Source organism: Edwardsiella hoshinae NBRC 105699 = ATCC 33379 (genome assembly GCF_000474215.1).
Classification (GTDB): Bacteria; Pseudomonadota; Gammaproteobacteria; order Enterobacterales; family Enterobacteriaceae; genus Edwardsiella; species Edwardsiella hoshinae.
Window position 1 is genome coordinate 20371 of sequence record NZ_BAUC01000036.1, and the last position, 21449, is coordinate 41819.

Below are 21449 nucleotides of genomic sequence, written 5' to 3' on the forward strand. Positions count from 1 at the left end.
TTAAGATTATGCGGGTGTAATAACCGTACGCCGACGACCGTGTCAGGTTTTGTCAGGGGCGTAAAATTGCCTAAATCCGCTGGGCCATACGCCCCGGATCGCATAGGCTGCATCCATCCTGCGGAAATCCTGCGGGAATTAAAGGAGTCTCTATGACCGACGTTTCTTCTACTTCTTCCTCAACCACCCGCCGTCTGCGTGCCTTCTTCCAGCAGCAGATGCAGTACTGGCGGATGTATCTGGCGCGCCAATCGCGCAAGGTGGGGCTGGAGGGCAAGCTGCGCCAGGCCGTGATGCTACTGAGTGCCGTGCTGATGATGGCCCTGTTAATGGCCGGTTTCTTGCTATTCAATCTGCTGGCGCTGAGCGTCGCCCTGATCGGGGGCGTGCTCGCGCTATTCCGCCCGCGTCGTCCAATCATGCGCGGCCCACGCCATTCGAATCCCTTCTGAGCCCCGCATTCCACCGCCCGGTCAACCGGGCGGATACGCCTCACGCCTGACGACTCTTTTTCCCAGCGCTAAATTCTGAAATAATAGCCCGGTATCGAGAGGAGGCTGTTATGAGTTTTAATCTGGCCACGCTATCCCAAGAGCAGATGGATCGCGTTAATGTCGATCTGGCAGCCGGGGGCGTATCCTACAAGGAGCGTTACCATATGCCGGTGATCGCCGAACAGGTCGAGCGCGAGCAACCCGAGGCGTTGCGTGGCTATTTTCGGGAGCGTTTGCAATACTACCGAACCTTGTCGCTCGCCACCTTGCCTTACGAACCGGACGGTGGCCGCTAATCCTCTCCGAGCCCGGACGTCCCATTCCATCCCGCGCGGAGATCCCATGACACAGCAACAACGCAACACCGCTCTGGTCTGTGCCCTGAGCGAATGGATCGAGCAGCATCTGGGGCGTGATATCTACCTGGATGAATTGGCGCGCTACTCCGGTTACTCGTTGTGGCATATGCAGAAGATCTTCCGGGAGACCACCGGTCTATCGCTGGGGCGCTACATCCGTCTGCGTAAGCTGACCGGTGCCGCGCGCCGTCTACGTCACAGCGACGATGGTATCATCGACATCGCCCTATGTTATGGCTTCGCCTCACAATCCCACTTTACCTATATGTTCCGCAAACACTTCGGCGTGACACCAACCCGTTACCGTCTGTTGACCGATCTGCCGTTTACCCCCCCCGCGCCGTTGCATCAACAGTATGCGACGGTACAAAGCGCCTGACGTCGACACACCGTGATACGCTACCGGTGCGTCATCGGACGCCTACTGACGCTGCTGCGCGATCCCCTGCTGAGTCTGCCACTGCTCTTGGCCGCGCTATTATTACCTTTCAGCTCACTCAGCGCGCGCGAGCTAGCGGCGGGGATCGACTGGCGCACCCTCATCACCCTGACCGGCCTGTTGCTGCTGAGTAAAGGGATCGAAGGTAGCGGCTACTTCGACTGGCTGGGACGACGCCTACTCACCCGCCTGCACAGCGAGCGCGCCATCGCGCTACTGTTGGTCGGTGCCTCCCTACCGCTGGCGGCGCTGCTGACCAACGATGTGGCGCTGTTTATCGTGGTGCCGCTGACCCTGACGCTGAAGAAACTCGCTAACCTGGCCGTGACGCGCCTGATCATTTTAGAGGCGTTGGCGGTCAACGTCGGCTCACTGCTCACCCCCATCGGCAATCCCCAAAACATCCTGCTATGGGGCCACTCCGGCTGGGGATTCTGGACCTTCACCGGTGCCATGCTGCCGCTGGCGGCGTTACTCAGCGTGTTACTGCTCACACTGACCCTGTTCACCACCCCGCGGCTCCAGCTCTGCCTGCCGACCTTCACCGCGGCAGGTAACCTACGGCGGCGCCAACTCGGGAGCTGTCTCGCCCTCTACCCGTTCTTCATCATCGCCATCGATGCCGGTCAAGCGCTCGCCGGGTTGGCGGTGCTGCTGGCCGCCTTACTCTACCTTGCGCCGACGACCCTACGCCGCCTCGACTGGCCGTTGCTGATGGTGTTCATCACGATGTTTATCGATGTCCGCCTGTTGACCAGTCTACCCGCCCTGGCCGACCTCAGCCAACGGGCGGCGGCGATGCAAGGCCTCCCACTCTATCTCTCCGCCATCGCCCTGAGTCAGACGATCAGCAATGTGCCGGCCACCATCCTGTTGCTCGGGATCCAACCCGCCAGTCTGACGCTGGCCTACGCGGTGAATATCGGCGGATTCGGGCTGGCGCTTGGCTCGATGGCCAACCTGATCGCCCTGCGAATGGCCGGTGAGCGCCGCATCTGGGGGCTATTTCATCTGTACAGCTTACCGGCGCTGCTGGTAGCGGCGCTGGCGGGCTGGTGGCTGTGCTAGGCGACCGCGCCCTGCGCTGGCGTCGGTACCAGCGCTGACTAACTGGACATCTCGCTGCATCGCGCCCCCCGTCTTATTCCATTTAGTTATGAATAATCCCGCAATATGATTTAGCCGGCGGTAATGCATCGGTTAGTCTGCTGCCATCGGCCAGTCTCGGCCGCACCATCACACACGAGGCGGATCATGATGAAAAACACAGCCCGGGCACTCCTGGCCCTCACCCTAGTCAGTGGCAGCGCACTGGCTCAAAGCGATAATGAACTGGCCGCCATCCAAGCCGCCGGCAGCATTAAATTCGGCACCGAGGGTACCTATCCGCCCTACAGCTATCATGACGCCAGCGGTAAGCTGGTTGGTTTCGATGTAGACATCGCCCGGGCCGTCGCCGCCAAGATGGGGGTGAAGCCGGTGTTTGTCGAAGGACGCTGGGATGGACTGATCGCCGGCCTATCAGCTAAGCGTTACGACGCGGTGATCAACCAGGTGGGGATCACGCCGGAGCGTCAAGCCAAGTTCGCCTTCTCGGATCCCTACATCACCGCGAAAGCGGTACTGATCGTGCGCGACAACAACGATCAGATCAAAAGCTTCGCCGATCTGCGAGGCCAAAAGGCAGCCCAGAGCCTAACCAGCAACTATGCCAAGCTGGCGGAAAAGTATGGCGCGGAGTTAGTACCGACCGACGGTTTTAACCAGTCGCTGGCATTGGTAATCAGTGGGCGGGCGGCGGCGACCCTGAACGATAACCTCTCCTACCTCGACTTTCGCCAGCATAAGCCGAACGCCCCCCTCAAGGTGGTCGCCGTCGCCGAACAAGGCGCCGACTCGGCTATCTTAGTACGTAAGAATCAACCACAGTTGGTACAGGCGTTGAACAAGGCGTTGAGCGAGATCCGCGCTGACGGCAGCTATCACGCCCTCTCGCAGCGTTACTTTGGCAGCGACGTCTCCCAATAACATTCGCTCGTTTCTCGCTGATCCCGCCGTCCCCGGCGGGATGTTGTACGGAGTTTACCCATGTCCGTTTGGTTATCCTCACTGTTCGACCTCCTGCCTCATCCCGCCTGGCTGCAACCGGTGATGGAGGCGTTTTGGCCCCTGCTCTCGGCCGCGTTATGTTTCTCCGTGCCCTTGGCGTTGCTCTCCTTTGTCGGCGGCGTATTACTGGGGCTCGCCACCGCCTTGATCCGCTTATACGGCACCTGGCCGCTACGCATCTGCGCCGACTTCTATGTCTGGGTGATCCGCGGTACACCCCTGCTGGTGCAACTGTTTCTGATCTTCTATGGCTTGCCGAGCGCCGGTATTACCCTGGACGCTTTCCCGGCGGCGTTGATCGGCTTTACCCTGAACGTCGGCGCCTACAGCTCGGAAATCATGCGCGGCGCTATCTTGTCGGTACCGCGCGGACAATGGGAAGCGGCCAGTGCCATCGGGATGAGCGCTAGTCAGACCCTACGTCGCGTAATTTTGCCGCAGTCAGTCTTTGTCAGCCTACCGCCGCTGTCTAACTCCTTTATCTCGTTGCTCAAAGACACCTCGCTGGCCGCCGTGATCACCGTGCCGGAGATGTTCCTCGCCGCCCAACGCATCGTGGCCGTTAACTACGAGCCACTGATCATCTACAGCGAGACGGCGTTGATCTACCTGGTCTTCAGCACCCTACTTGGCAAACTCCAGTTGCGCTTAGAGCGTTACTACCGCCGCTATGAATAGCGCGCACCATCCCACTCGGCGCCAAAAAAAACCCGCAGGTGCTGCCTGCGGGCTAATACACAATGAGAAACTCTATGTCGATATTATTCAACAAACAGAGATTATCATACTACATTTTTTTAACAATTTATTTGCGTTAAACTGTGCAGAACATCACCTTAGTGTGCTGCCGTATCACCCTGCCGGTTGAACTTCAACTCGATCAACGCGATAGCCTTCTGCACACCTCGCTGCGTCACCGCATCGATGCCGGGCTGAGTAAAATCGATGCTCTTCAGTTGCTGCGCCATCTTACTGCGCACTTCGGCTGGCGCGATCACCTCGATCACATCCAGGATCTGTTTAATCACCAACTGACAAGCCACCAGATCGGAGGCCAACTCATCGCGTTCAGTCAACATCTGCGACATTTTTTTTCCTTTTTCATCATGGATTAACGAGGCATACGCTCTGGCTCGCCGCCTCACTCAAAGGGGGTAGGATCGCCGGAGCCGACACGCACCACCTGCGGGTTATCGTCCGTCAGATCAATCACCGTGGTTGGCTGCTGTCCCAGGTAACCGCCGTGGATAACCAGATCGACCCGCTTCCCGAGCCGTTCTTGGATCTCCTCTGGATCGGACTCGGCAAACTCACTGTCCGGCAGCATCAAGGTGGTCGACATCAACGGTTCGCCGAGCTCAGCCAACAGATCTTGGGCGATCGGATTGGAGGGCACACGCAGCCCGATGGTCTTGCGCTTTTCGCTCATCAGGCGACGCGGCACCTCTTTACTCGCCTTAAGGATAAAGGTGTAACCGCCCGGAGTATTATTCTTCAACAAGCGGAAAGCTGCATTGTCGACAAAGGCATAGCTGGATAGTTCGGAGAGATCGCGACACACCAAGGTGAAGTTATGATTACTGTCGATGCGCCGGATACGGCAGATACGCTCCATGGCGTTTTTCTCCTCCAGCATGCAGCCCAGGGCATAGCCGGAGTCGGTGGGATACACAATCACCCCTCCCTTACGCAGGATCTCGACCACCTGTTTGATCAGCCGCGGTTGCGGATTCTCCGGGTGGATGTAAAACAATTGACTCATAACGCCTCCAGTAAACTCGCGCCGGGTTGGGGAGCCTGTGGCGCCAGAGCCCAATGCGCCCAGACGGGGGTCACCCCATCGGGTAAGGAAAGTGCCCGCCCCAGATCGAGATAGGGGGTGGGTTGATGAAAGTCCGAGCCTTGCGAGGCCAACAAAGAGAATTGGCGTGCCAACAACGCCAACTGATGACGCTCATGTGGCGCTTGCTGGCATTGCGCCACCTCCAACGCATCGCCGCCAGCGGCGCAGAATGCTGTCAACAAACGCTTCAGCCACTTGGCACTGAGACGATAACGCCCCGGATGCGCCAACACCGCTACGCCGCCGGCGGCATGGATCGCCGCCACCGCCTCAGCCATGCCTCCCCATAACGGCGGCACATAACCGGTCTTACCTCGCGCCAGAAAGTGTTTAAACACATCGCTACAACGGGTGGCATAACCGCGTTCCACCAGATAACGGGCAAAGTGACCGCGGGTCAATTGTGCGCCTTGAGCCAGACGCTGGGCGCCTTCCAACGCCCCCTCGATACGGGCGCGTGCCAGGCGCTGCCCCATCTCGACGGCACGCGCGTCACGCCGCTGCGACTGCAATGCCAGAAAGTCGACCAGCGCCGGGCTGGTCGTTTCCACCTGCAAACCGACGATATGGATCTCATGATGTTCCCATAAGGTAGAGATCTCTACGCCGGCAACCAAGGTCAACGGCAACGCCTGTGCGACGATCGCCTGTCGCGCAGGGACGATGCCCGCCAGCGTATCGTGATCGGTGATGGCCAGCGTGCTTACACCGCGCATCACCGCGCGCGCCACCAGCGCCTCGGGAGTGAGTAAGCCATCCGACGCCTGGCTATGGCTGTGCAGATCAAACAATACCGGACGCGACTCCGGGGAATTCGCTAACACCATGACTCTCCGCCTTCTGACTTCTCCCTCTATCATAGCGGGTTAATCCCGACGGCACTAACCCAATCCAAGACCAGAGGCACGTCCGGCGTCATCGATGGCGAAAAAGTGCACCATGGCGTTGACATCGAATCATTAAACTAGTTTACTAGTACACAAGATCACTGATAACCGGATAGGAGTCGTCCATGATGACACGTAACGCCCCCCTTGCTCTCCTCCTCTGCGGCGGTTGGCGTCGCTCTCATGCCTGGGCGGTTTGTTGAGGCGCAGCGTCACTCTGCCAACGCAACTACCGCCCGCATCCAGCGGGCTTTTTTCTGCCCGTCGCGCTATCGCCACCAGGGATCTGCCGTTATGCATTCGAGTCACCCCATCGTCACCGTATTACAGCGCCGCGCCGTTTACACCGCCGATCCGACACTGCCCTTCGAGCAGCTATGCGGCCAACGCCCATCTACCCTATTGCTGGAATCTGCCGAGATCGCCAGTAAGCGCCATCTGCGAAGCCTGTTGATCATCGACAGCGCCTTGCGCATCACCGCCCGGGGACGTCAGGTGACCCTTGAGGCGCTAAGCGCCAATGGTCACGCGCTGTTAGCTCACCTGGACAGCGTACTTCCCGCAACAATCCCCTGTCAGCGGCAGCCACAGGGGTATCTGCTCACCTTTCCCGTACCCTGCGCCGAGTTGGACGAAGAGAGCCGGCTACGCAGTCCCTCGGTGTTCGATGCCCTACGTGCGCTGCTCGCCACGCTGCCGACACCGCCGAATGAACGTGAAGCCCTGCTGCTCGGCGGCCTGTTCGCCTACGATCTGGTCGCCGGTTTTGAAGCACTGCCGTCCCTCAGCGCGGGACCGCGCTGTCCCGACTTCTGCTTCTATCTGGCGGAAAGCCTATTGATCCTCGATCATCGTCAGGGCAGCGCCCGTCTGCAAGCCAGCCTGTTCAGCGCCGATCCTGCCGAGCGGCGGCGGCTGAACCAGCGCCTGGCGACGCTCCAGTCGCAGCTGGCGCGCCCACGGCTACCCTGCCCCGTACCGAGCGGGGCGCCTCTGACGGTAAGCGTCGATCGGGATGACGCCGCCTTCGCTGAAGTGGTGTGCTCACTGCAACAAGCCATTCGCGCCGGCGAGATCTTCCAAGTTGTGCCCTCGCGCCGCTTCTCCCTACCTTGTCCGGCGCCGCTGGCGGCCTACCGCCAGTTGAAGCGAAGTAACCCCAGCCCGTACATGTTCTTTATGCAGGATCGCGATTTCACGCTATTTGGCGCCTCGCCGGAGAGTGCGTTGAAGTACGACGCCGACAGCCGACAGATCGAAATCTATCCCATCGCCGGGACCCGGCCGCGCGGACGGCACGCCGATGGTCGCCTCGATGCGGATCTCGACAGCCGTCTGGAGCTGGAGATGCGCACCGATCCTAAGGAGTTGGCGGAGCATCTGATGCTGGTCGATCTGGCGCGCAACGATCTGGCGCGCATCTGCGAGCCAGGCTCACGCTACGTCGCCGAGTTAACCCACGTCGATCGCTACTCCGTGGTGATGCACCTGGTGTCGCGTGTCGTCGGCACCCTGCGGGCCGATCTCGATGCCCTACACGCCTACCAGGCCTGCATGAACATGGGCACCCTGAGCGGTGCGCCCAAAGTCCGCGCCATGCAGCTGATCGCCGCCTGTGAGGGACGGCGGCGCGGCAGCTACGGCGGTGCCGTCGGCTACCTCACGGCACACGGCGATCTGGATAGCTGTATCGTCATCCGCGCGGCCTATGTCGAAGATGGCATCGCCAGCGTACAAGCCGGCGCCGGCGTGGTGCTCGACTCGCAGCCTCAGGCCGAAGCCGAAGAGACGCGCAACAAGGCGCGCGCGGTGCTCAACGCCATTCTCCAGGCGCATGACGCCTATCAACACACGCCGGGAGGACGATGATGGCCACCATTCTGTTGCTCGATAATATCGATTCCTTCACCTACAACCTGGTCGATCAGTTACGTAGCGCGGGCCATCAGGTGGTGATCTACCGCAATAACGTCAATCTGGCGACGATCCAGCATCAATTGGCTCACCTCTGCCGCCCGATCCTGATGCTTTCTCCCGGTCCCGGGACTCCCGCCGAGGCCGGCTGTATGCCCGCTCTATTGCGCGCCCAGTGTGGTCGTCTGCCGATCATCGGCATCTGTCTTGGTCATCAGGCTATCGTCCAACACTATGGTGGTCAGGTCAGTCCGGCGCGCGAGATCCTCCATGGCCGCACCTGTGCCATTGAGCACGACGGCCAGGCGATGTTCGCCGATCTGCCCGTCCCGTTGACCGTGGCGCGCTATCACTCGCTGGTCGCTAGTCAGATCCCCGCCACGCTGTGCGTCAATGCCTGGGCCGGAGAGATGGTGATGGCGGTGCGTCACGATCACCACCGTGTATGTGGCTTCCAGTTTCATCCCGAATCGCTGCTAACCCCGCACGGTGCGCGACTGCTGGAGCAGAGCATCGCCTGGGCGCAATCCGCCGACGTTGCAGCGACCGTTTTCCCTCTCACCATGGAGGCACCCTGATGCCCTTAACCGCCTATCAACAACAGATCGTGGAGAAACTGTACCAGGCCCAGGTGCTCAGCCGTACCGAGAGCCAACAGTTATTTAGCGCCATCATGCGCGGCCAGCTTGAGCCGAGCCAACTGGCGGCGGTGCTGATCAGCCTCAAAGTCCGAGGTGAACATCCGGATGAGATCGCTGGTGCCGCTACGGCGTTGCTGGAGCATGCGCACCCCTTCCCCCGCCCGAGTTATGCGTTCGCCGATATCGTCGGCACCGGCGGCGACGGCAGCAATAGCATCAATATCTCCACCGCTAGCGCCTTCGTCGCCGCCGCCTGTGGCATACGTATCGCCAAGCACGGTAACCGTAGCGTCTCCAGCCAGAGTGGATCATCCGATGTGCTGCAAGCGTTGGGGATCCGCCTGGACATGAGCGCCGAGGCGGCGCGCCAAGCACTGGACGAGTTGGGATTATGTTTCCTGTTTGCCCCGCATTATCACAGCGGCTTTCGCCATGCCATGCCGGTACGTCAGCAGTTGAAGACGCGTACCATCTTCAATCTTCTCGGCCCGCTGGTGAACCCCGCACGGCCAAGCCACGCCTTGATCGGCGTCTACAGTCCTGAACTGGTCTTACCGCTGGCCGAGAGCCTACGTGAACTGGGCTACCACCATGCGGCGGTCGTGCATGGCGGCGGGCTGGATGAAGTCGCGCTGCACGCGCCGACCCAGGTTGCCGAACTGCATGACGGCACACTCCGCCATTACCAGCTGACCGCCGAGGACTTCGCGCTGCCGGCCTACCCACTGAGCGCCCTGCGCGGTGGGGCGCCGGAGGAGAATCGGCACCTGCTCACCCGACTGCTGCAAGGGCACGGCGAACCAGCACACCAAAGCGCCGTCGCCGCCAATGTCGCCCTGCTGCTACGCCTGTTTGGCCGGCACAATCTGGCTGACAACGCCCGTCTGGCGCTGGAGACGCTACGCAGCGGTCGCGCCTATCACTGTGTCACCGCCCTGGCCGCGCGCGGCTAATGTTATCCAAGGAGCTGACGATGACCACCCTGACCTCCCCCCCCAGCCTGCTGTTACGCATCGTGGCGAATAAACGACGTTGGATCGCCATGCGCCAACAGCGCCAGCCGTTGGCGACCTTTCGCCCGACGCTACAGCCCGCCAAGCGCGACTTTTACCACGCGCTCCGCGGCGAACGCTGCGCCTTAATCCTGGAGTGTAAGAAAGCCTCCCCCTCACGCGGGGTGATCCGCGCCGACTTCGATCCCCAGGCCATCGCCCGGGTGTACCGCGACCACGCGGCGGCGATCTCGGTATTGACCGATAGCGATGACTTTCAGGGTGACTTCGCCTACCTACGCGCAGTAAGTGACGTTGTCACGCAACCGGTGCTCTGCAAGGACTTCATCATCGACCCCTACCAGATCTACCTGGCGCGCCACTATCGGGCCGACGCCATCCTGTTGATGCTGTCGATACTGGATGACGACCGCTATCGCCAACTCGCCGCGATCGCCGCCAGCTTGGCGATGGGGGTGTTGACCGAGGTCAGCAACGAACCGGAGATGGCGCGCGCGCTGGCGCTGGGAGCCCGAGTCATCGGCATCAATAACCGCAACCTGCACGACCTGAGCGTCGATACCGAACGTACTCGCCATCTGGCGGCACTGGCGCCAGCCTCTGTCACCCTGATCGCCGAGTCCGGCATCCGCCAGTACGCCCAGTTGCGCGATCTGGGCCGGCGCGTCCAGGGCTTCCTGATCGGTAGCGCCCTGATGGCGCAGGCGGATCTACGCGCCGCCGTCTGTCGGCTACGCTTTGGCGACAACAAGATCTGCGGTCTGACTCGACCAGAGGATGCCGCCGCAGCCTATCAGGCCGGCGCGATCTATGGCGGGTTGATCTTCGCCGCCCGCTCCGCGCGCTGTGTCGACCTCGCCACGGCGCAACACGTCATGCAGGGTGCCCCATTGCGTTACGTCGGCGTCTTTCGCGATGCCCCAGCGTCGCGCGTCGCACTAACAGCCACACGCCTGGGACTGTACGCCGTGCAACTCCATGGCACCGAGGATCAGGCCTATATCGACCGCCTACGTCCCCTGCTACCCGCGCATTGCCAGATCTGGAAGGCGTTGGCGGTAGGCGACACCCTGCCGGCGCGCAACCTGCGCTTGGTGGATCGCTACCTGTTTGACGCGACGCATCCCGGCGGCGGCCGCCCCTTCGACTGGCGGCTACTGGCCGGTCAAGCATTGGATAACGTGATGCTGGCCGGGGGAATCGGTGCCGATAACTGCCGCCAGGCGGCGGCGCTCGGCGTCTGCGGCCTCGACTTTAATTCGGCACTCGAATCCAGCCCAGGGATCAAGGCGCGCGCCAAGCTACAGGCCGCGTTTCTGGCGCTGCGCCCCTGAACGCCGCGAAACTTTTTGCCATTACTAACAGGATGATAATGTTATGAGCTTACTGAACCCCTACTTCGGCGAATTTGGCGGCCAGTTCGTGCCCCAGATTCTGATCCCAGCGCTAAATCAGTTGGAGGCGGCCTTCTTAGCGGCACGCGACGATGCCGCGTTTCAGCGCCAGTTTCACGATCTGCTGCACAACTATGCCGGTCGCCCTACCGCCCTGACCCTGTGCCGCAACCTGACCGCCGGCACCGCTACCCGGCTATATCTAAAGCGTGAAGACCTGTTACACGGCGGCGCCCACAAGACGAACCAGGTGCTCGGTCAAGCGCTGCTGGCGAAACGCATGGGCAAACGCGAGATCATCGCCGAGACCGGTGCCGGCCAGCATGGTGTGGCGACGGCGCTCGCCTGCGCCCTATTAGGACTGAAATGCCGGGTCTATATGGGGGCCAAGGATGTCGCCCGCCAATCCCCTAACGTGTTCCGCATGCGCCTGATGGGCGCCGAGGTGATCCCGGTACACAGCGGCTCGGCCACCCTGAAAGATGCCTGTAATGAGGCGCTACGTGACTGGTCCGCTAACTATGACCAGGCCCACTACCTGCTGGGCACTGCCGCCGGCCCCCATCCCTACCCAACGATAGTGCGTGAATTCCAGCGCATGATCGGTGCCGAAACGCGTCGCCAGATCCTCCAAGCCGAAGGACGACTGCCCGATGCGGTGCTGGCCTGTGTTGGTGGCGGCTCCAACGCCATCGGCATGTTCGCCGACTTTATCGACGATAGCGAGGTCGCCCTGATCGGGGTCGAGCCAGCCGGACTGGGGATCGAGAGCGGTCAACATGGCGCACCGCTCAAGCATGGCCGGGTCGGCATCTATTTCGGCATGCGTTCACCGATGATGCAGACCGCCGATGGACAGATCGAGGAGTCCTACTCCCTCTCCGCCGGATTGGATTTCCCTTCCGTCGGGCCACAGCACGCCCACCTGAACAGCATCGGCCGTGCCAACTACGTCTCCGCCAGCGACGAGGAGGCGTTGCAGGCCTTCATGCAACTCTCACGCCAAGAGGGGATCATCCCGGCGCTGGAGTCGGCTCACGCCCTGGCCCACGCCTTGACGCTGATCCGCCAACAGCCGGAAAAAGAGCAGCTGTTAGTGGTAAACCTCTCGGGGCGCGGCGACAAGGATATTTTTACCGTTCACGACATTCTGCAAGCTCGGGGAGAAATGCAATGACGCGTTATCAGACTCTGTTTTCACACTTACGCCAGTACGGTGCAGGCGCTTTTGTCCCTTTCGTCACCTTAGGCGATCCGACGCCCGAGCTATCGCTACGCATCATCGATACGCTGGTACAGGCCGGTGCCGATGCCTTGGAGTTGGGGATTCCTTTCTCCGATCCGTTAGCCGACGGCCCGGTGATCCAGAACGCCACCCTGCGCGCCCTCCAGGCCGGCGTCACGCCCGAACGCTGCTTCGACTTGTTGAGCCGCATCCGGGCAAGGTACCCTCAGCTCCCCATCGGGTTGTTGATGTATGCCAACCTGATAGTCAATCCGGGTATCGACGCCTTCTACCGCCGCTGCGCCGAGGTGGGGGTCGATTCCGTCCTGATCGCCGACGTGCCGCTGGAGGAGTCCGCCCCCTTCCATGCGGCGGCACTACGCCACGGGGTCGCCCCGATCTATATCTGCCCGCCCAACGCCGACGAGGCGCTACTGCAACGCCTGGCGAATCATAGCCAAGGGTATATCTACCTGCTGTCGCGCGCCGGCGTCACCGGTGCCGTAAACGCCGACCTGCCTCCACTACGCCATCTCACCCAGCGTTTACGCGAGCTGGGCGGGGCCCCGGCGTTGCAGGGCTTCGGCATCCGCACTCCCGAGCAGGTGCACACCGCCTTGGCGGCGGGGGCAGCAGGCGCCATCTCCGGTTCGGCCGTCGTCAGCCTGATCGCCGAGTACCGCGACGATCCGCCCCAAATGCTGCGCCAGTTGCACAACTTCGTTCAGACGATGCGAGCCGCCGCACATCCATAACTCGCCGCCACGGCGATCGCACGCCCACGGTCGCCGATTTCACCTTGCCCTCTGACGACTCATTGATATTATTAATGATGTATCGGGACGCCGTGCTGCACGGCGCGCCTTTCATGCTACCGCCGAAGGAGAACAAGATGAAATGGTCGAAGCATCTCTATGCGCTCGGGCTGGCTGCTGTGTTAGCCGGGCCACTGGCTGGCTGTGCTGGATCGGCTACCCAGGAGAGTACCGGCAACTATATCGATGACACCGTGATCACCACCAAGGTGAAGAGCGCGTTGCTCAACGCCAAGAACATCAAGTCTACCGAGATCAGCGTCGAAACCTATAAGGGACGGGTACAACTGAGTGGATTTGTCTCTTCCCGCGCCGATGCGCAACGGGCGGTGCAGATCACCCGCGGGGTCAACGGGGTGCGCTCGGTCGAGAACGACATGCGTATCCGCTAGGCTTGTCCTGGACTCCCCCGCCGCGGCGCGGCGGGGAATGATAAACGACGGGGCATCCCCGCCATCGCCAATGCTAAACAGGGCGTATAGCTTAGAAGCGATAACCGGCACCGAACATGAACACCCACGGATTGATCTCGGTCTTGATGCTAGTCTGATCGCCCGCCCCATCACGGAATTTCACCTTGGTGTCGATGTTGATGTACCACACCGAGGCGTTAATCATCCAGTTCTCACTGACCAGATAATCCAATCCTGCCTGGCCGGCCACGCCCCACGAACTGGTCGCCTTGAGATCGTTCAACCCCAGATTCTTAGCATTCTGATCGAAGGTATTATCGAAGAAGGTCGTGTAGTTAACCCCAATCCCCAAATAAGGTCGCAGTTTGTCTTCGGCACGCCCGAAGTACCACTGCGCCATCAGAGTCGGTGGTAGCTGATGCACGGTGGCGATATTCCCCAAGCCCCCCAGCGACACCTTGTGGCGAAACGGCGTGGCCGCCAGCAGCTCGACACCGATGTTATCCGTCGCCATATAGCCGAAGGTCAACCCCAGCTGAGTATTGTTATCGACCTTAAACTCCCCCATTCCCAAGACGTCATCGGAACTGGTGGTCGGACGCACCGTGGCGGTGCCAGCACGGAAAATAAAATCCCCCGCCTGATGAGCTGAGGCCACCACCGGCGCTAAGACCGCAGCAAGACAGAGCGCGACGCTAAACTTTTTCATCATCCCTTTCCTTTATATGGTTATTGTGTGCGCCTGCAATATAACCACATCGGGTGATTTTTGATCCGCCGCGGATCACATCTTTTATATGGAAAAGAAACAAAATGATATTTTTGGGAAAAAATCCAATTAACCAAAGATAGGTATTTTGATGCACATCAAAAATCGCCATAACAGCGAAAAGTAAGCGCGCAAATTTCTCGCCATCGCACCTTGACGACGGAGGAGATCAAGGATTAGCGTAATGACAGATAGCGGTGATTAATCTAGGTAAAACATCATCATGGCTCATTCAACGCTGACTCCACTCACCATTCAAACCAATCCTTGTGTCCACTGCGGTGCCTGTTGCGCCTATTTTCGCGTCTCCTTCTACTGGGCCGAAGCCGATGACGGCGGCGGCCAGTTGCCCGCCTGCGATACGGAGCAAATCTCATCATTGATGCGCTGTATGCGAGGTACCAACAGTAAAGCGCCACGCTGTATCTACCTGTGCGGCGAGGTCGGCCAAGCCGTCAGTTGCCGCGCCTATGCGCTACGGCCAACGCCGTGCCGGGAGTTTATCCCCGCCGGAGAAAACGGCCAGCCGAATCCGGCCTGCGATCGGGCGCGTGCCGCCTATGGCCTACCACCTCTCGCACCCCACACGCGGGCACGCCAAACAAACGCGGAAGAAATCGCCAGCTGAAAAATTGCGGGGTGCCACCGGCGCAGTTAACGGGGTACAATCGCGCATCATACTTTTCACCTCGGGCGTTACCTGTACCGCCCGGCGAGATGCCAAGGAGCACTGCATGCCCATCACGGCCCGGAGCCTTTACCGTGACAGCGTTAACTTTTTCCGCCACCAGATGACCCCAATCATCCTGTTGGCGTTATTGACGGCATTTATCAGCGTGGCGTTGAACCAAACCTTTAGCCCCAGTAGCCAAGCACTGACCCAATTGGCTAACGATGATCATGTCAGCGCGGCGCGAGGGTTACAGGATATGATCCGCCAGATGACCCCCGAGCAGCAGATGACGCTGCTGAAAGTGTCCGCCGCCGCCAGTTTTTCCGTTCTGATTGGGAATGTTTTGTTACTGGGGGGGATGTTGGTATTAATCGCCCAGGCATCGAGCGGCACCCGCCTCAGCGCCTTACGGGCGATCGGCCTCTCCGCACCGCTGCTCCCCCGTCTGCTGCTGCTGATGCTGCTGTGTACCTTGATGGTGCAATTGGGTATCACGCTGTTTATCTTACCGGGGATCATCCTGGCCGTCGGCTTGGCGTTGTCGCCGATGATCATGAGCGCAGAGCGCTGTGGCGTCATCACGGCGATCCGCAGCAGTTTTCGCCTCTCTTTCGCCAATGTGCGCCTGATAAGTCCTGCCATCCTGCTCTGGATGCTAATGAAGCTGGTACTGCTGCTGCTGGTCGATACGCTCGCCGCACTGCACCCCACACTGGGGATGGTGATCATGGGAACGCTGAGCAACCTGATCTCCGTCGGACTGATCCTCTACCTCTCGCGCCTGTATATGCTGCTGCGCACCCCTGCTTGATCATGCCTCCCCCGCCCCTGAGCGGGGGAATCCGTTAAGTAGGCAGAGGGCGCCGGGGCAATCCCCAAACACCGTTCAATCCAGGCCACGCCTAGGAAAACCACCAGGCTAACCAATGAACCAACGATGATCGCCATAATGCCATAAGGCTCTCCGGCCAGTTGCCAGGCTAACCCCGCCGCACAACCGAAGAGGATCGACCACAGGCCGGCATGCGGCGTCGCCCGCTCCCATAGCAAGGCAAATAAATAAGCGGCGAACGGTCCCGTGGCCCGTAGCGTAAAGGCGAACATCAACAGGCTGATAATCTCCCCACGCCACAGGGCTAAGGCGATCGACAACAGGCCAGTCACCAAGACCACCGCTCGACTTAATATCAATTCTTGCTCAGGAGTCATGCTCTGTGCGACATAGTGACGATGAATATCACGCGTATAGATGCTCGCCGCTCCCAGAAGATCGCCCGAGGCGCTAGAGAGCGTCGCCGAGATCACCGCCGCTAGCAACAATCCGGCGATAACGGGGGGCAGCAATCCGCTGGAAACCATCGCGAGCGCATTGTTCGGATTAATATCGGGAAATGCCGCTAAGGCGATCAGTCCCAGAACCGCGGGGATAAAGGCATACAACGCCATGAATAGGCTACACAACAGCGACCCGACTAGCGCGACGCGCTCATTACGTGCCGAATAATAACGCTGTACCGCCTCCTGCCCCGTCGCAAAGGTCATAAAATACATGACTGTCAATCCGATGATCGTCTTCCACCCCAGATGAGTAAATTCAAACTGCTGTGCCGGCACGCGCTGCACGACAAACTGCCAGCCGCCATCCAACATGGACAGCGCCACCGGTATGGCGATGGCAAAACCGAACACGATCAGGAAAAACTGAACAAAGTCCGTCAGCGTCACGCTCCACATGCCACCGAGCCAGGTATAAAACACCACGATCACCCCAGAGATAATGGTTGCATAGGTACTATTAAAGCCGGTGAGGACATGCACGATGGTCGCCGTGGCGGTGATCTGCGCCGCGCCCAGCGCCACTAATGCGAATAACGACAGAATGGCGGTAATGAGGTAACTGGCCTGACCATAACGGCGACCGATAATTTCCGGCACCGTCGTTGCCAACGCGCGGCGCATAAAGGGAGCGATAAACGACACCAGAAAAATTCCCAATCCGGTCGCGACGACATACCACCCCGCCGACACCCCCCAAGCCCCATAGGCTTTCGCCGCGACGCCGACCGAGCTGCCACCCCCGATTTCCGTTGCCGCCAATGTTCCCGCCAACATGATGGGGCCAAGACGCCGCCCCGCCAGATGATAGTCTTCGCTATTTTTGATTTTACGTTTGGCATATAAGCCAATCCCAATCATCGCCAGCATGTAGATGCCAATAATGACATAAATCGTGGTATTGCTTTCCATGACGATAACCCGCGACTCAACGATGAATGGGGGCATCCAGTGGGGACCGCCCCCAGCACTATGTCCGCCATGCTCGCACGGATTACCGCGTCGTTTTTGATGTCATGCTATACCACAATAGGTGTGTCGGCGTCTGCGCAGCCCCATGCCGCGCGTCCACTGTCACGCGCGGCATGGGGCTGCGCGACGGCGTGCCGGAAGGCAACATAAAACGCGCGGGTATCAGCGCACTATAGCGGCGGAATTTACGCTGGGAGCCGGCGCTTCGTTTGCGCACTGGCTACTCTGAATAAGCTTCAGTGCCAGATAGAGATCGGCGACAAATAGCAGCCCCTTTTCCTCACCGGCCGCACGATTGCGGCCAAACCAGCGTTTGAGATCGGTCTTGCGCCCGGCCAGCACCAGATGCACCTTACGCTGACGCAGATCGCGCTTCAGCTCATCAATGCCCGCCAACACGCTGACATCGGGGTAGGTAAAGCAGGATACCGCGTCGATCACCACCCAACGCGTCTGGAAAGGCATCCCCTCCACCAGATTGAGGATCCGGCGCTTGAAATAGGCGATATTGAAATAAGTCAGCGGCGAGTTGAAGCGGTAGATCAACACCCCCTCCACCGCCCGCACCGCATTGCCATTACCGAGCGAGTGGATCATTCCCTCGTCGTTCACCCCCAGAAGCTGTTCGCTGGGGCGAAAGACAGTACGGAAAAACTGCAAGAGTCCCAACAGCACCGCCAGCCCGATCCCCGGCATGACCCCCACCAGCAGCACGCTGGCGAAGGTAAACAGCGCCAGACGAAAAGCGGAGGGGTTACGCTTACGCAGCCCGGCCAGCGAGCGAATATCCAACAACAGCCATGAGGCGTAGATCAACACCACCCCCAATGCCGCCACCGGAATGTAATGCAGCAAGTGGCCCAAGGAAAACAACACCGTGGCGATGGTCAACGCCGCGATGATGGAGACCAGTTGACTCTTACCGCCGTTGGCATCATTGACGGCGGTGCGTGAACTGGCGCCACTAATGGCGAATCCCTGAGACAAGGCCGCAGCCATGTTCGCCATCCCCAAAGCGCGAAACTCGTCATCGGCGTTGACGTCATAACCATTCTTACTGGCGAAACTACGCGCCGTCAGCATCAGGCTAACGAAGCTGATCAACGCCAGGTTAAGGGAGGGCATCACCAGATCGCGCAGCAACGCCGGCTGAAAACTGGGCCACTGCACCAGTGGCAACGCGCCGTCGAAGCCCGCTATGGTCTGAATCCCGTAGCGTCGTAGATCGAACCCCCCCATCACACACATCGCCAGCATCATCACCAACAACGCCGCCGGCCATCCGGGGCGCCAACGACGTAGCGCCAGTAATGCCGCCAGCACCAGCAGCGACAGCAACAGCGTCGGCCAATGGCTACCGAGGACATCATGGGGCAAGGATAAGATACGCTCGATCACCTCGCGTGAGGCGGGCTGGTAGCCCATCATCTTAGCCAACTGATCGACGATGATGGTCAGCGCCAGGCCATTGAGTAGCCCGGTTAAAATGGGACGGGAGAGCAAGTCGGCCAACGCGCCCAGCCGAAAACGGCTGGCTACCAGACACCAGATACCGGTCATCAGGCTCATCATGACGCACAACTGCCACTGACGCTGTACATCGCCGGCCGCTAGCGGCGTGACCACCGCGGCGATCACCGCGCAGGTGGCGGTATCCGGCCCGACGATCACCTGTCGCGACGAGCCGAATAGCGCATAGGCGATCATCGGCAAGATGCACGAATAAATCCCCACCACCGCGCTCACACCGACCAGATCGGCGTAAGCCAGCGCGACCGGCAAGGCTACCGCCGCCACCGACAACCCGGCGCGGAGATCGTCACCGAGCCATTCGCGACGATAGTGCATTAATAGATACAATCCCGGCATCCAACGACGCAAAAAATTCCATTGCATAAGCCATTTATCCTAAAAGGTGCGCTCTCTCATCATGGTAAGTCGGGCGACATTGGTCAAGTCGCCCCAGCCGCCCCATGGGATGTAATCTTTTGCAAAAAAATAAAGCCGCCGCCCATTCGGCGGCATAATGCAGGATCGGAGATAATCAATACACGTGGGCGCACGTTCCGGCGCTGACAAAGATACCGTCGACGCGCCGAATCAGGTATAGTCGCCCGGTCGATGAAAGGATGGATTGCCGAATGAAGCAACTGTTAGATTTTTTACCCCTGGTGGTATTTTTCGTCTGTTACAAACTGTATGACATTTATGTCGCCTCTGGCGCGCTAATCGCGGCAACCGCCGCCACCTTGGTGTTGACCTGGCTGAAGTATCGCCGGGTAGAGAAGATGACGCTGATCACCTTTATCATGGTCGCCATCTTCGGCACCCTGACACTGGTCTTCCATAACGATCTGTTTATCAAATGGAAGGTCACCGTAATTTATACCCTTTTCGCCTTGGCACTGCTGGTCAGCCAACTGGTACTGAAGAAGCCGCTGATCCAGCGCATGCTGGGGAAAGAGCTGCAATTACCCGATAGCGTCTGGTCGCGACTGAATACGGCCTGGGCGCTGTTCTTTCTGGCCTGCGGCTTGGCGAATATCTATGTCGCCTTCTGGTTGCCCCAGAGTGTTTGGGTCGATTTTAAAGTCTTTGGCCTAACGATCCTGACGTTGCTGTTTACCCTGCTGAGTGGTATTTACATCTACCGACACATGGCGGAAGAGCAGAAAAATTAAATAAATACGATGAGTGGGCGCCGGCCCAAGCGGTCGGCGTGAGTTTGGGCATTGATACTGTAAAGACTGACAACAACTATGAGCGAAAAACTTCGTTTACCGGCAGGTGAGCTTGTTCTGCGTACCTTGGCGATGCCAGCCGACACCAACGCTAACGGGGACATCTTCGGCGGTTGGATCATGTCACAAATGGATATTGGCGGCGCAATCCTAGCCAAAGAGATCGCCGAAGGGCGTGTCGTAACGGTGGCGGTCAACGCCATCACCTTCCTAAAACCGGTGGCGGTAGGCGATGTGGTCTGCTGTTACGCACGCTGCATCCGTACCGGGCGCAGTTCCATTACCGTCAATATTGAGGTCTGGGTGAAGAAGGTCGCCTCTGAACCCATCGGCCAGCGCGAATGCGTTACCGAGGCGGTATTTACCTATGTTGCGGTCAACGATGACAACAAGTCGCGAGCCTTACCGAGCGGCAAGGCTAACTTTCGCCACGGGATGCATGAATAATCCCCGCCCCACCGACAGGGCTGGCTGACCAGCCGGCCCACTGCATTTATTCTACCGTGCTGCGCCCATCGATACGGAAATAGACCGTCACCCTCACATCGTGACCAGGGCGGCCCGGTTGGTAGCGCCAGCGGCGTACGGCACGCTTCACTTCCCGCTCAAACACGCCCGCCGGATCGGCGCTCACGATGCGCACATTATCGACCCGCCCGCTGTCATCGACATCAAAGCTGACCTTAACTCGCCCTTCGATATGCAGCGCCAATGCTCGGACCGGATAATCCGGCTCCCGACGGCTGACGGCCTGCGGCCCGCCAGCGCTATGGCGATTCGCCGCCGCCCCCGACCCGCCGTCGCCACGAGCCGATGACGGTATGGCTGGGCTCGCCTGTGCCGTTGCCGCTGCCACGGACGATGGCGTAGCGCTATCCGCGGCTTCGCTCGACGCATGACGCGCCGCCACGACTTGGCGCGACTTGTGCGTCCGCGGCGCCGTCTGGCTGCGCGTCGGTGTCGGTGCTTGCTCAACGGTGGACGGCCGCGCGGCGCGCGGCACGAGCGCCTGGCGCTTGGCTTGTTCGGCTCGCTGCGCTGGCTGTGGTGGGCTGTGCACAGCCTTCGCCTCCGCACGCGCCACCGGTGAAGGCGCGACCGACTTGCTCCGCGTCTCCGGCGGCGCTTTCTGCGCTGGTGCCGGAGGCATGGCCGGCGCTGGTGGTCGGGCGACAGAGGCTGGCGCCGACGGCGTTGCAGAGGCGGTCGCGCCTCCCCCCACCGTGGCAAACATCGCCGGGTTGACCATGATCGCGTTGATCTGCCCGAGGCGGCTCACCGGCAGTGGACGCACCTCATGATAGGAGGCATAAAGCAGCGCGGCGATCAGCGAAGAGTGCAGCGCTAGCGACAGCGCCATCGGCCATGAAAGCCGACGCACCAGAAAAAAATGCTGCAAGATAGATTTATCAG

The 21449-nt window shown here is 60.0% G+C and carries 24 protein-coding genes; 17 read left to right on the forward strand and 7 right to left on the reverse strand.

Annotated features, from left to right (window positions below):
- The first annotated feature begins 152 nt into the window (after nucleotides 1-152).
- The 6 genes from EHO01S_RS14410 (at nucleotide 153) to EHO01S_RS14435 (ending at nucleotide 4079) form a co-directional block, all read left to right on the forward strand.
- Nucleotides 153-452 (forward strand): hypothetical protein, encoded by a 300-nt coding sequence (locus tag EHO01S_RS14410; protein ID WP_024524621.1) that lies wholly within the window; start codon nucleotides 153-155, stop codon nucleotides 450-452.
- 110 nt (nucleotides 453-562) lie between these two features.
- Nucleotides 563-790 carry a DNA polymerase III subunit theta gene (locus EHO01S_RS14415; RefSeq protein WP_024524622.1) on the forward strand — a complete coding sequence of 76 codons (228 nt, stop codon included), beginning with the start codon at nucleotides 563-565 and terminating at the stop codon, nucleotides 788-790.
- A gap of 46 nt (nucleotides 791-836) precedes the next feature.
- Nucleotides 837-1232, forward strand: coding sequence for a helix-turn-helix domain-containing protein (locus tag EHO01S_RS14420; protein ID WP_024524623.1), 396 nt, complete (start codon nucleotides 837-839; stop codon nucleotides 1230-1232).
- A 12-nt stretch (nucleotides 1233-1244) separates the two neighbouring features.
- Nucleotides 1245-2360, forward strand: coding sequence for an SLC13 family permease (locus EHO01S_RS14425; protein ID WP_024524624.1), 1116 nt, complete (start codon nucleotides 1245-1247; stop codon nucleotides 2358-2360).
- Nucleotides 2361-2549: 189 nt separating this feature from the next.
- The gene (locus EHO01S_RS14430; RefSeq protein ID WP_024524625.1) at nucleotides 2550-3320 is read left to right on the forward strand and encodes an amino acid ABC transporter substrate-binding protein; all 771 of its coding nucleotides are present in this window, start codon (nucleotides 2550-2552) and stop codon (nucleotides 3318-3320) included.
- A gap of 60 nt (nucleotides 3321-3380) precedes the next feature.
- Nucleotides 3381-4079 carry an amino acid ABC transporter permease gene (locus EHO01S_RS14435; RefSeq protein WP_024524626.1) on the forward strand — a complete coding sequence of 233 codons (699 nt, stop codon included), beginning with the start codon at nucleotides 3381-3383 and terminating at the stop codon, nucleotides 4077-4079.
- Between the two features lie 158 nt (nucleotides 4080-4237).
- Here EHO01S_RS14435 and EHO01S_RS14440 read toward each other — a convergent pair whose 3' ends face one another.
- Genes EHO01S_RS14440 through rnm form a run of 3 tightly spaced genes read right to left on the reverse strand, consistent with a single transcriptional unit; the run spans nucleotide 4238 to nucleotide 6071 of the window.
- Nucleotides 4238-4489 carry a DUF2766 family protein gene (locus tag EHO01S_RS14440; protein ID WP_024524627.1) on the reverse strand — a complete coding sequence of 84 codons (252 nt, stop codon included), beginning with the start codon at nucleotides 4487-4489 and terminating at the stop codon, nucleotides 4238-4240.
- A gap of 53 nt (nucleotides 4490-4542) precedes the next feature.
- The gene (locus tag EHO01S_RS14445; protein ID WP_024524628.1) at nucleotides 4543-5163 is read right to left on the reverse strand and encodes an L-threonylcarbamoyladenylate synthase; all 621 of its coding nucleotides are present in this window, start codon (nucleotides 5161-5163) and stop codon (nucleotides 4543-4545) included.
- Complete coding sequence (gene rnm / locus EHO01S_RS14450; protein ID WP_024524629.1) at nucleotides 5160-6071, reverse strand: RNase RNM; 912 nt, start codon at nucleotides 6069-6071, stop codon at nucleotides 5160-5162. The genes EHO01S_RS14445 and rnm overlap by 4 nt, the downstream gene beginning before the upstream one ends.
- Before the next feature lie 354 nt (nucleotides 6072-6425).
- Between rnm and EHO01S_RS14455 the strand changes: the two genes are divergently transcribed.
- From EHO01S_RS14455 to EHO01S_RS14485, 7 genes are all read left to right on the forward strand, one after another.
- Nucleotides 6426-8000: an anthranilate synthase component 1 gene (locus EHO01S_RS14455; protein ID WP_024524630.1), complete on the forward strand. Its 1575-nt coding sequence runs from the start codon at nucleotides 6426-6428 to the stop codon at nucleotides 7998-8000.
- Nucleotides 8000-8623, forward strand: coding sequence for an aminodeoxychorismate/anthranilate synthase component II (locus EHO01S_RS14460; RefSeq protein ID WP_024524631.1), 624 nt, complete (start codon nucleotides 8000-8002; stop codon nucleotides 8621-8623). Before EHO01S_RS14455 ends, EHO01S_RS14460 begins: the two co-directional genes overlap by 1 nt.
- Entirely contained in the window at nucleotides 8623-9639 is a 1017-nt protein-coding gene (trpD, locus tag EHO01S_RS14465; RefSeq protein WP_024524632.1) for an anthranilate phosphoribosyltransferase, read from the forward strand. The genes EHO01S_RS14460 and trpD overlap by 1 nt, the downstream gene beginning before the upstream one ends.
- A 20-nt stretch (nucleotides 9640-9659) precedes the next feature.
- A complete protein-coding gene (gene trpCF, locus EHO01S_RS14470) occupies nucleotides 9660-11033 on the forward strand; it encodes a bifunctional indole-3-glycerol-phosphate synthase TrpC/phosphoribosylanthranilate isomerase TrpF (protein WP_024524633.1) in 1374 nt (457 codons plus the stop codon).
- 43 nt (nucleotides 11034-11076) lie between these two features.
- A complete protein-coding gene (trpB, locus tag EHO01S_RS14475) occupies nucleotides 11077-12270 on the forward strand; it encodes a tryptophan synthase subunit beta (RefSeq protein ID WP_024524634.1) in 1194 nt (397 codons plus the stop codon).
- A complete protein-coding gene (gene trpA, locus EHO01S_RS14480) occupies nucleotides 12267-13073 on the forward strand; it encodes a tryptophan synthase subunit alpha (protein WP_024524635.1) in 807 nt (268 codons plus the stop codon). Before trpB ends, trpA begins: the two co-directional genes overlap by 4 nt.
- Before the next feature lie 137 nt (nucleotides 13074-13210).
- Nucleotides 13211-13525 (forward strand): BON domain-containing protein, encoded by a 315-nt coding sequence (locus EHO01S_RS14485; protein WP_024524636.1) that lies wholly within the window; start codon nucleotides 13211-13213, stop codon nucleotides 13523-13525.
- 91 nt (nucleotides 13526-13616) lie between these two features.
- Here EHO01S_RS14485 and ompW read toward each other — a convergent pair whose 3' ends face one another.
- Nucleotides 13617-14255: an outer membrane protein OmpW gene (ompW, locus tag EHO01S_RS14490; protein WP_024524637.1), complete on the reverse strand. Its 639-nt coding sequence runs from the start codon at nucleotides 14253-14255 to the stop codon at nucleotides 13617-13619.
- 283 nt (nucleotides 14256-14538) lie between these two features.
- Between ompW and EHO01S_RS14495 the strand changes: the two genes are divergently transcribed.
- Nucleotides 14539-14943, forward strand: a complete 405-nt coding sequence (locus tag EHO01S_RS14495) for a YkgJ family cysteine cluster protein (RefSeq protein ID WP_024524638.1) — start codon at nucleotides 14539-14541, stop codon at nucleotides 14941-14943.
- Nucleotides 14944-15049: 106 nt separating this feature from the next.
- Nucleotides 15050-15799, forward strand: coding sequence for a YciC family protein (locus EHO01S_RS14500; RefSeq protein WP_024524639.1), 750 nt, complete (start codon nucleotides 15050-15052; stop codon nucleotides 15797-15799).
- On the opposite strand, the gene EHO01S_RS14505 is transcribed toward EHO01S_RS14500, so the two are convergent.
- Complete coding sequence (locus EHO01S_RS14505; protein WP_024524640.1) at nucleotides 15757-17235, reverse strand: sodium:solute symporter family transporter; 1479 nt, start codon at nucleotides 17233-17235, stop codon at nucleotides 15757-15759. The genes EHO01S_RS14500 and EHO01S_RS14505 overlap by 43 nt on opposite strands.
- A gap of 222 nt (nucleotides 17236-17457) precedes the next feature.
- Nucleotides 17458-19191, reverse strand: coding sequence for a SulP family inorganic anion transporter (locus EHO01S_RS14510; protein WP_024524641.1), 1734 nt, complete (start codon nucleotides 19189-19191; stop codon nucleotides 17458-17460).
- Nucleotides 19192-19436: 245 nt separating this feature from the next.
- Between EHO01S_RS14510 and EHO01S_RS14515 the strand changes: the two genes are divergently transcribed.
- A complete protein-coding gene (locus EHO01S_RS14515) occupies nucleotides 19437-19976 on the forward strand; it encodes a septation protein A (protein ID WP_024524642.1) in 540 nt (179 codons plus the stop codon).
- A gap of 78 nt (nucleotides 19977-20054) precedes the next feature.
- Nucleotides 20055-20483: an acyl-CoA thioester hydrolase YciA gene (gene yciA / locus EHO01S_RS14520; RefSeq protein ID WP_024524643.1), complete on the forward strand. Its 429-nt coding sequence runs from the start codon at nucleotides 20055-20057 to the stop codon at nucleotides 20481-20483.
- Nucleotides 20484-20529: 46 nt separating this feature from the next.
- On the opposite strand, the gene EHO01S_RS14525 is transcribed toward yciA, so the two are convergent.
- Entirely contained in the window at nucleotides 20530-21435 is a 906-nt protein-coding gene (locus EHO01S_RS14525) for a TonB family protein (RefSeq protein ID WP_232238224.1), read from the reverse strand.
- Between the last annotated feature and the right edge of the window lie 14 nt (nucleotides 21436-21449).

Coding starts and splice junctions, on each gene's coding strand:
- EHO01S_RS14410 (WP_024524621.1), top strand. CDS start 153: ATGACCGACGTTTCTTCTACTTCTTCCTCAACCACCCGCCGTCTGCGT.
- EHO01S_RS14415 (WP_024524622.1), top strand. CDS start 563: ATGAGTTTTAATCTGGCCACGCTATCCCAAGAGCAGATGGATCGCGTT.
- EHO01S_RS14420 (WP_024524623.1), top strand. CDS start 837: ATGACACAGCAACAACGCAACACCGCTCTGGTCTGTGCCCTGAGCGAA.
- EHO01S_RS14430 (WP_024524625.1), top strand. CDS start 2,550: ATGAAAAACACAGCCCGGGCACTCCTGGCCCTCACCCTAGTCAGTGGC.
- EHO01S_RS14435 (WP_024524626.1), top strand. CDS start 3,381: ATGTCCGTTTGGTTATCCTCACTGTTCGACCTCCTGCCTCATCCCGCC.
- EHO01S_RS14440 (WP_024524627.1), bottom strand. CDS start 4,489: ATGTCGCAGATGTTGACTGAACGCGATGAGTTGGCCTCCGATCTGGTG.
- EHO01S_RS14445 (WP_024524628.1), bottom strand. CDS start 5,163: ATGAGTCAATTGTTTTACATCCACCCGGAGAATCCGCAACCGCGGCTG.
- rnm (WP_024524629.1), bottom strand. CDS start 6,071: ATGGTGTTAGCGAATTCCCCGGAGTCGCGTCCGGTATTGTTTGATCTG.
- EHO01S_RS14455 (WP_024524630.1), top strand. CDS start 6,426: ATGCATTCGAGTCACCCCATCGTCACCGTATTACAGCGCCGCGCCGTT.
- EHO01S_RS14460 (WP_024524631.1), top strand. CDS start 8,000: ATGGCCACCATTCTGTTGCTCGATAATATCGATTCCTTCACCTACAAC.
- trpD (WP_024524632.1), top strand. CDS start 8,623: ATGCCCTTAACCGCCTATCAACAACAGATCGTGGAGAAACTGTACCAG.
- trpCF (WP_024524633.1), top strand. CDS start 9,660: ATGACCACCCTGACCTCCCCCCCCAGCCTGCTGTTACGCATCGTGGCG.
- trpB (WP_024524634.1), top strand. CDS start 11,077: ATGAGCTTACTGAACCCCTACTTCGGCGAATTTGGCGGCCAGTTCGTG.
- trpA (WP_024524635.1), top strand. CDS start 12,267: ATGACGCGTTATCAGACTCTGTTTTCACACTTACGCCAGTACGGTGCA.
- EHO01S_RS14485 (WP_024524636.1), top strand. CDS start 13,211: ATGAAATGGTCGAAGCATCTCTATGCGCTCGGGCTGGCTGCTGTGTTA.
- ompW (WP_024524637.1), bottom strand. CDS start 14,255: ATGAAAAAGTTTAGCGTCGCGCTCTGTCTTGCTGCGGTCTTAGCGCCG.
- EHO01S_RS14495 (WP_024524638.1), top strand. CDS start 14,539: ATGGCTCATTCAACGCTGACTCCACTCACCATTCAAACCAATCCTTGT.
- EHO01S_RS14500 (WP_024524639.1), top strand. CDS start 15,050: ATGCCCATCACGGCCCGGAGCCTTTACCGTGACAGCGTTAACTTTTTC.
- EHO01S_RS14505 (WP_024524640.1), bottom strand. CDS start 17,235: ATGGAAAGCAATACCACGATTTATGTCATTATTGGCATCTACATGCTG.
- EHO01S_RS14510 (WP_024524641.1), bottom strand. CDS start 19,191: ATGCAATGGAATTTTTTGCGTCGTTGGATGCCGGGATTGTATCTATTA.
- EHO01S_RS14515 (WP_024524642.1), top strand. CDS start 19,437: ATGAAGCAACTGTTAGATTTTTTACCCCTGGTGGTATTTTTCGTCTGT.
- yciA (WP_024524643.1), top strand. CDS start 20,055: ATGAGCGAAAAACTTCGTTTACCGGCAGGTGAGCTTGTTCTGCGTACC.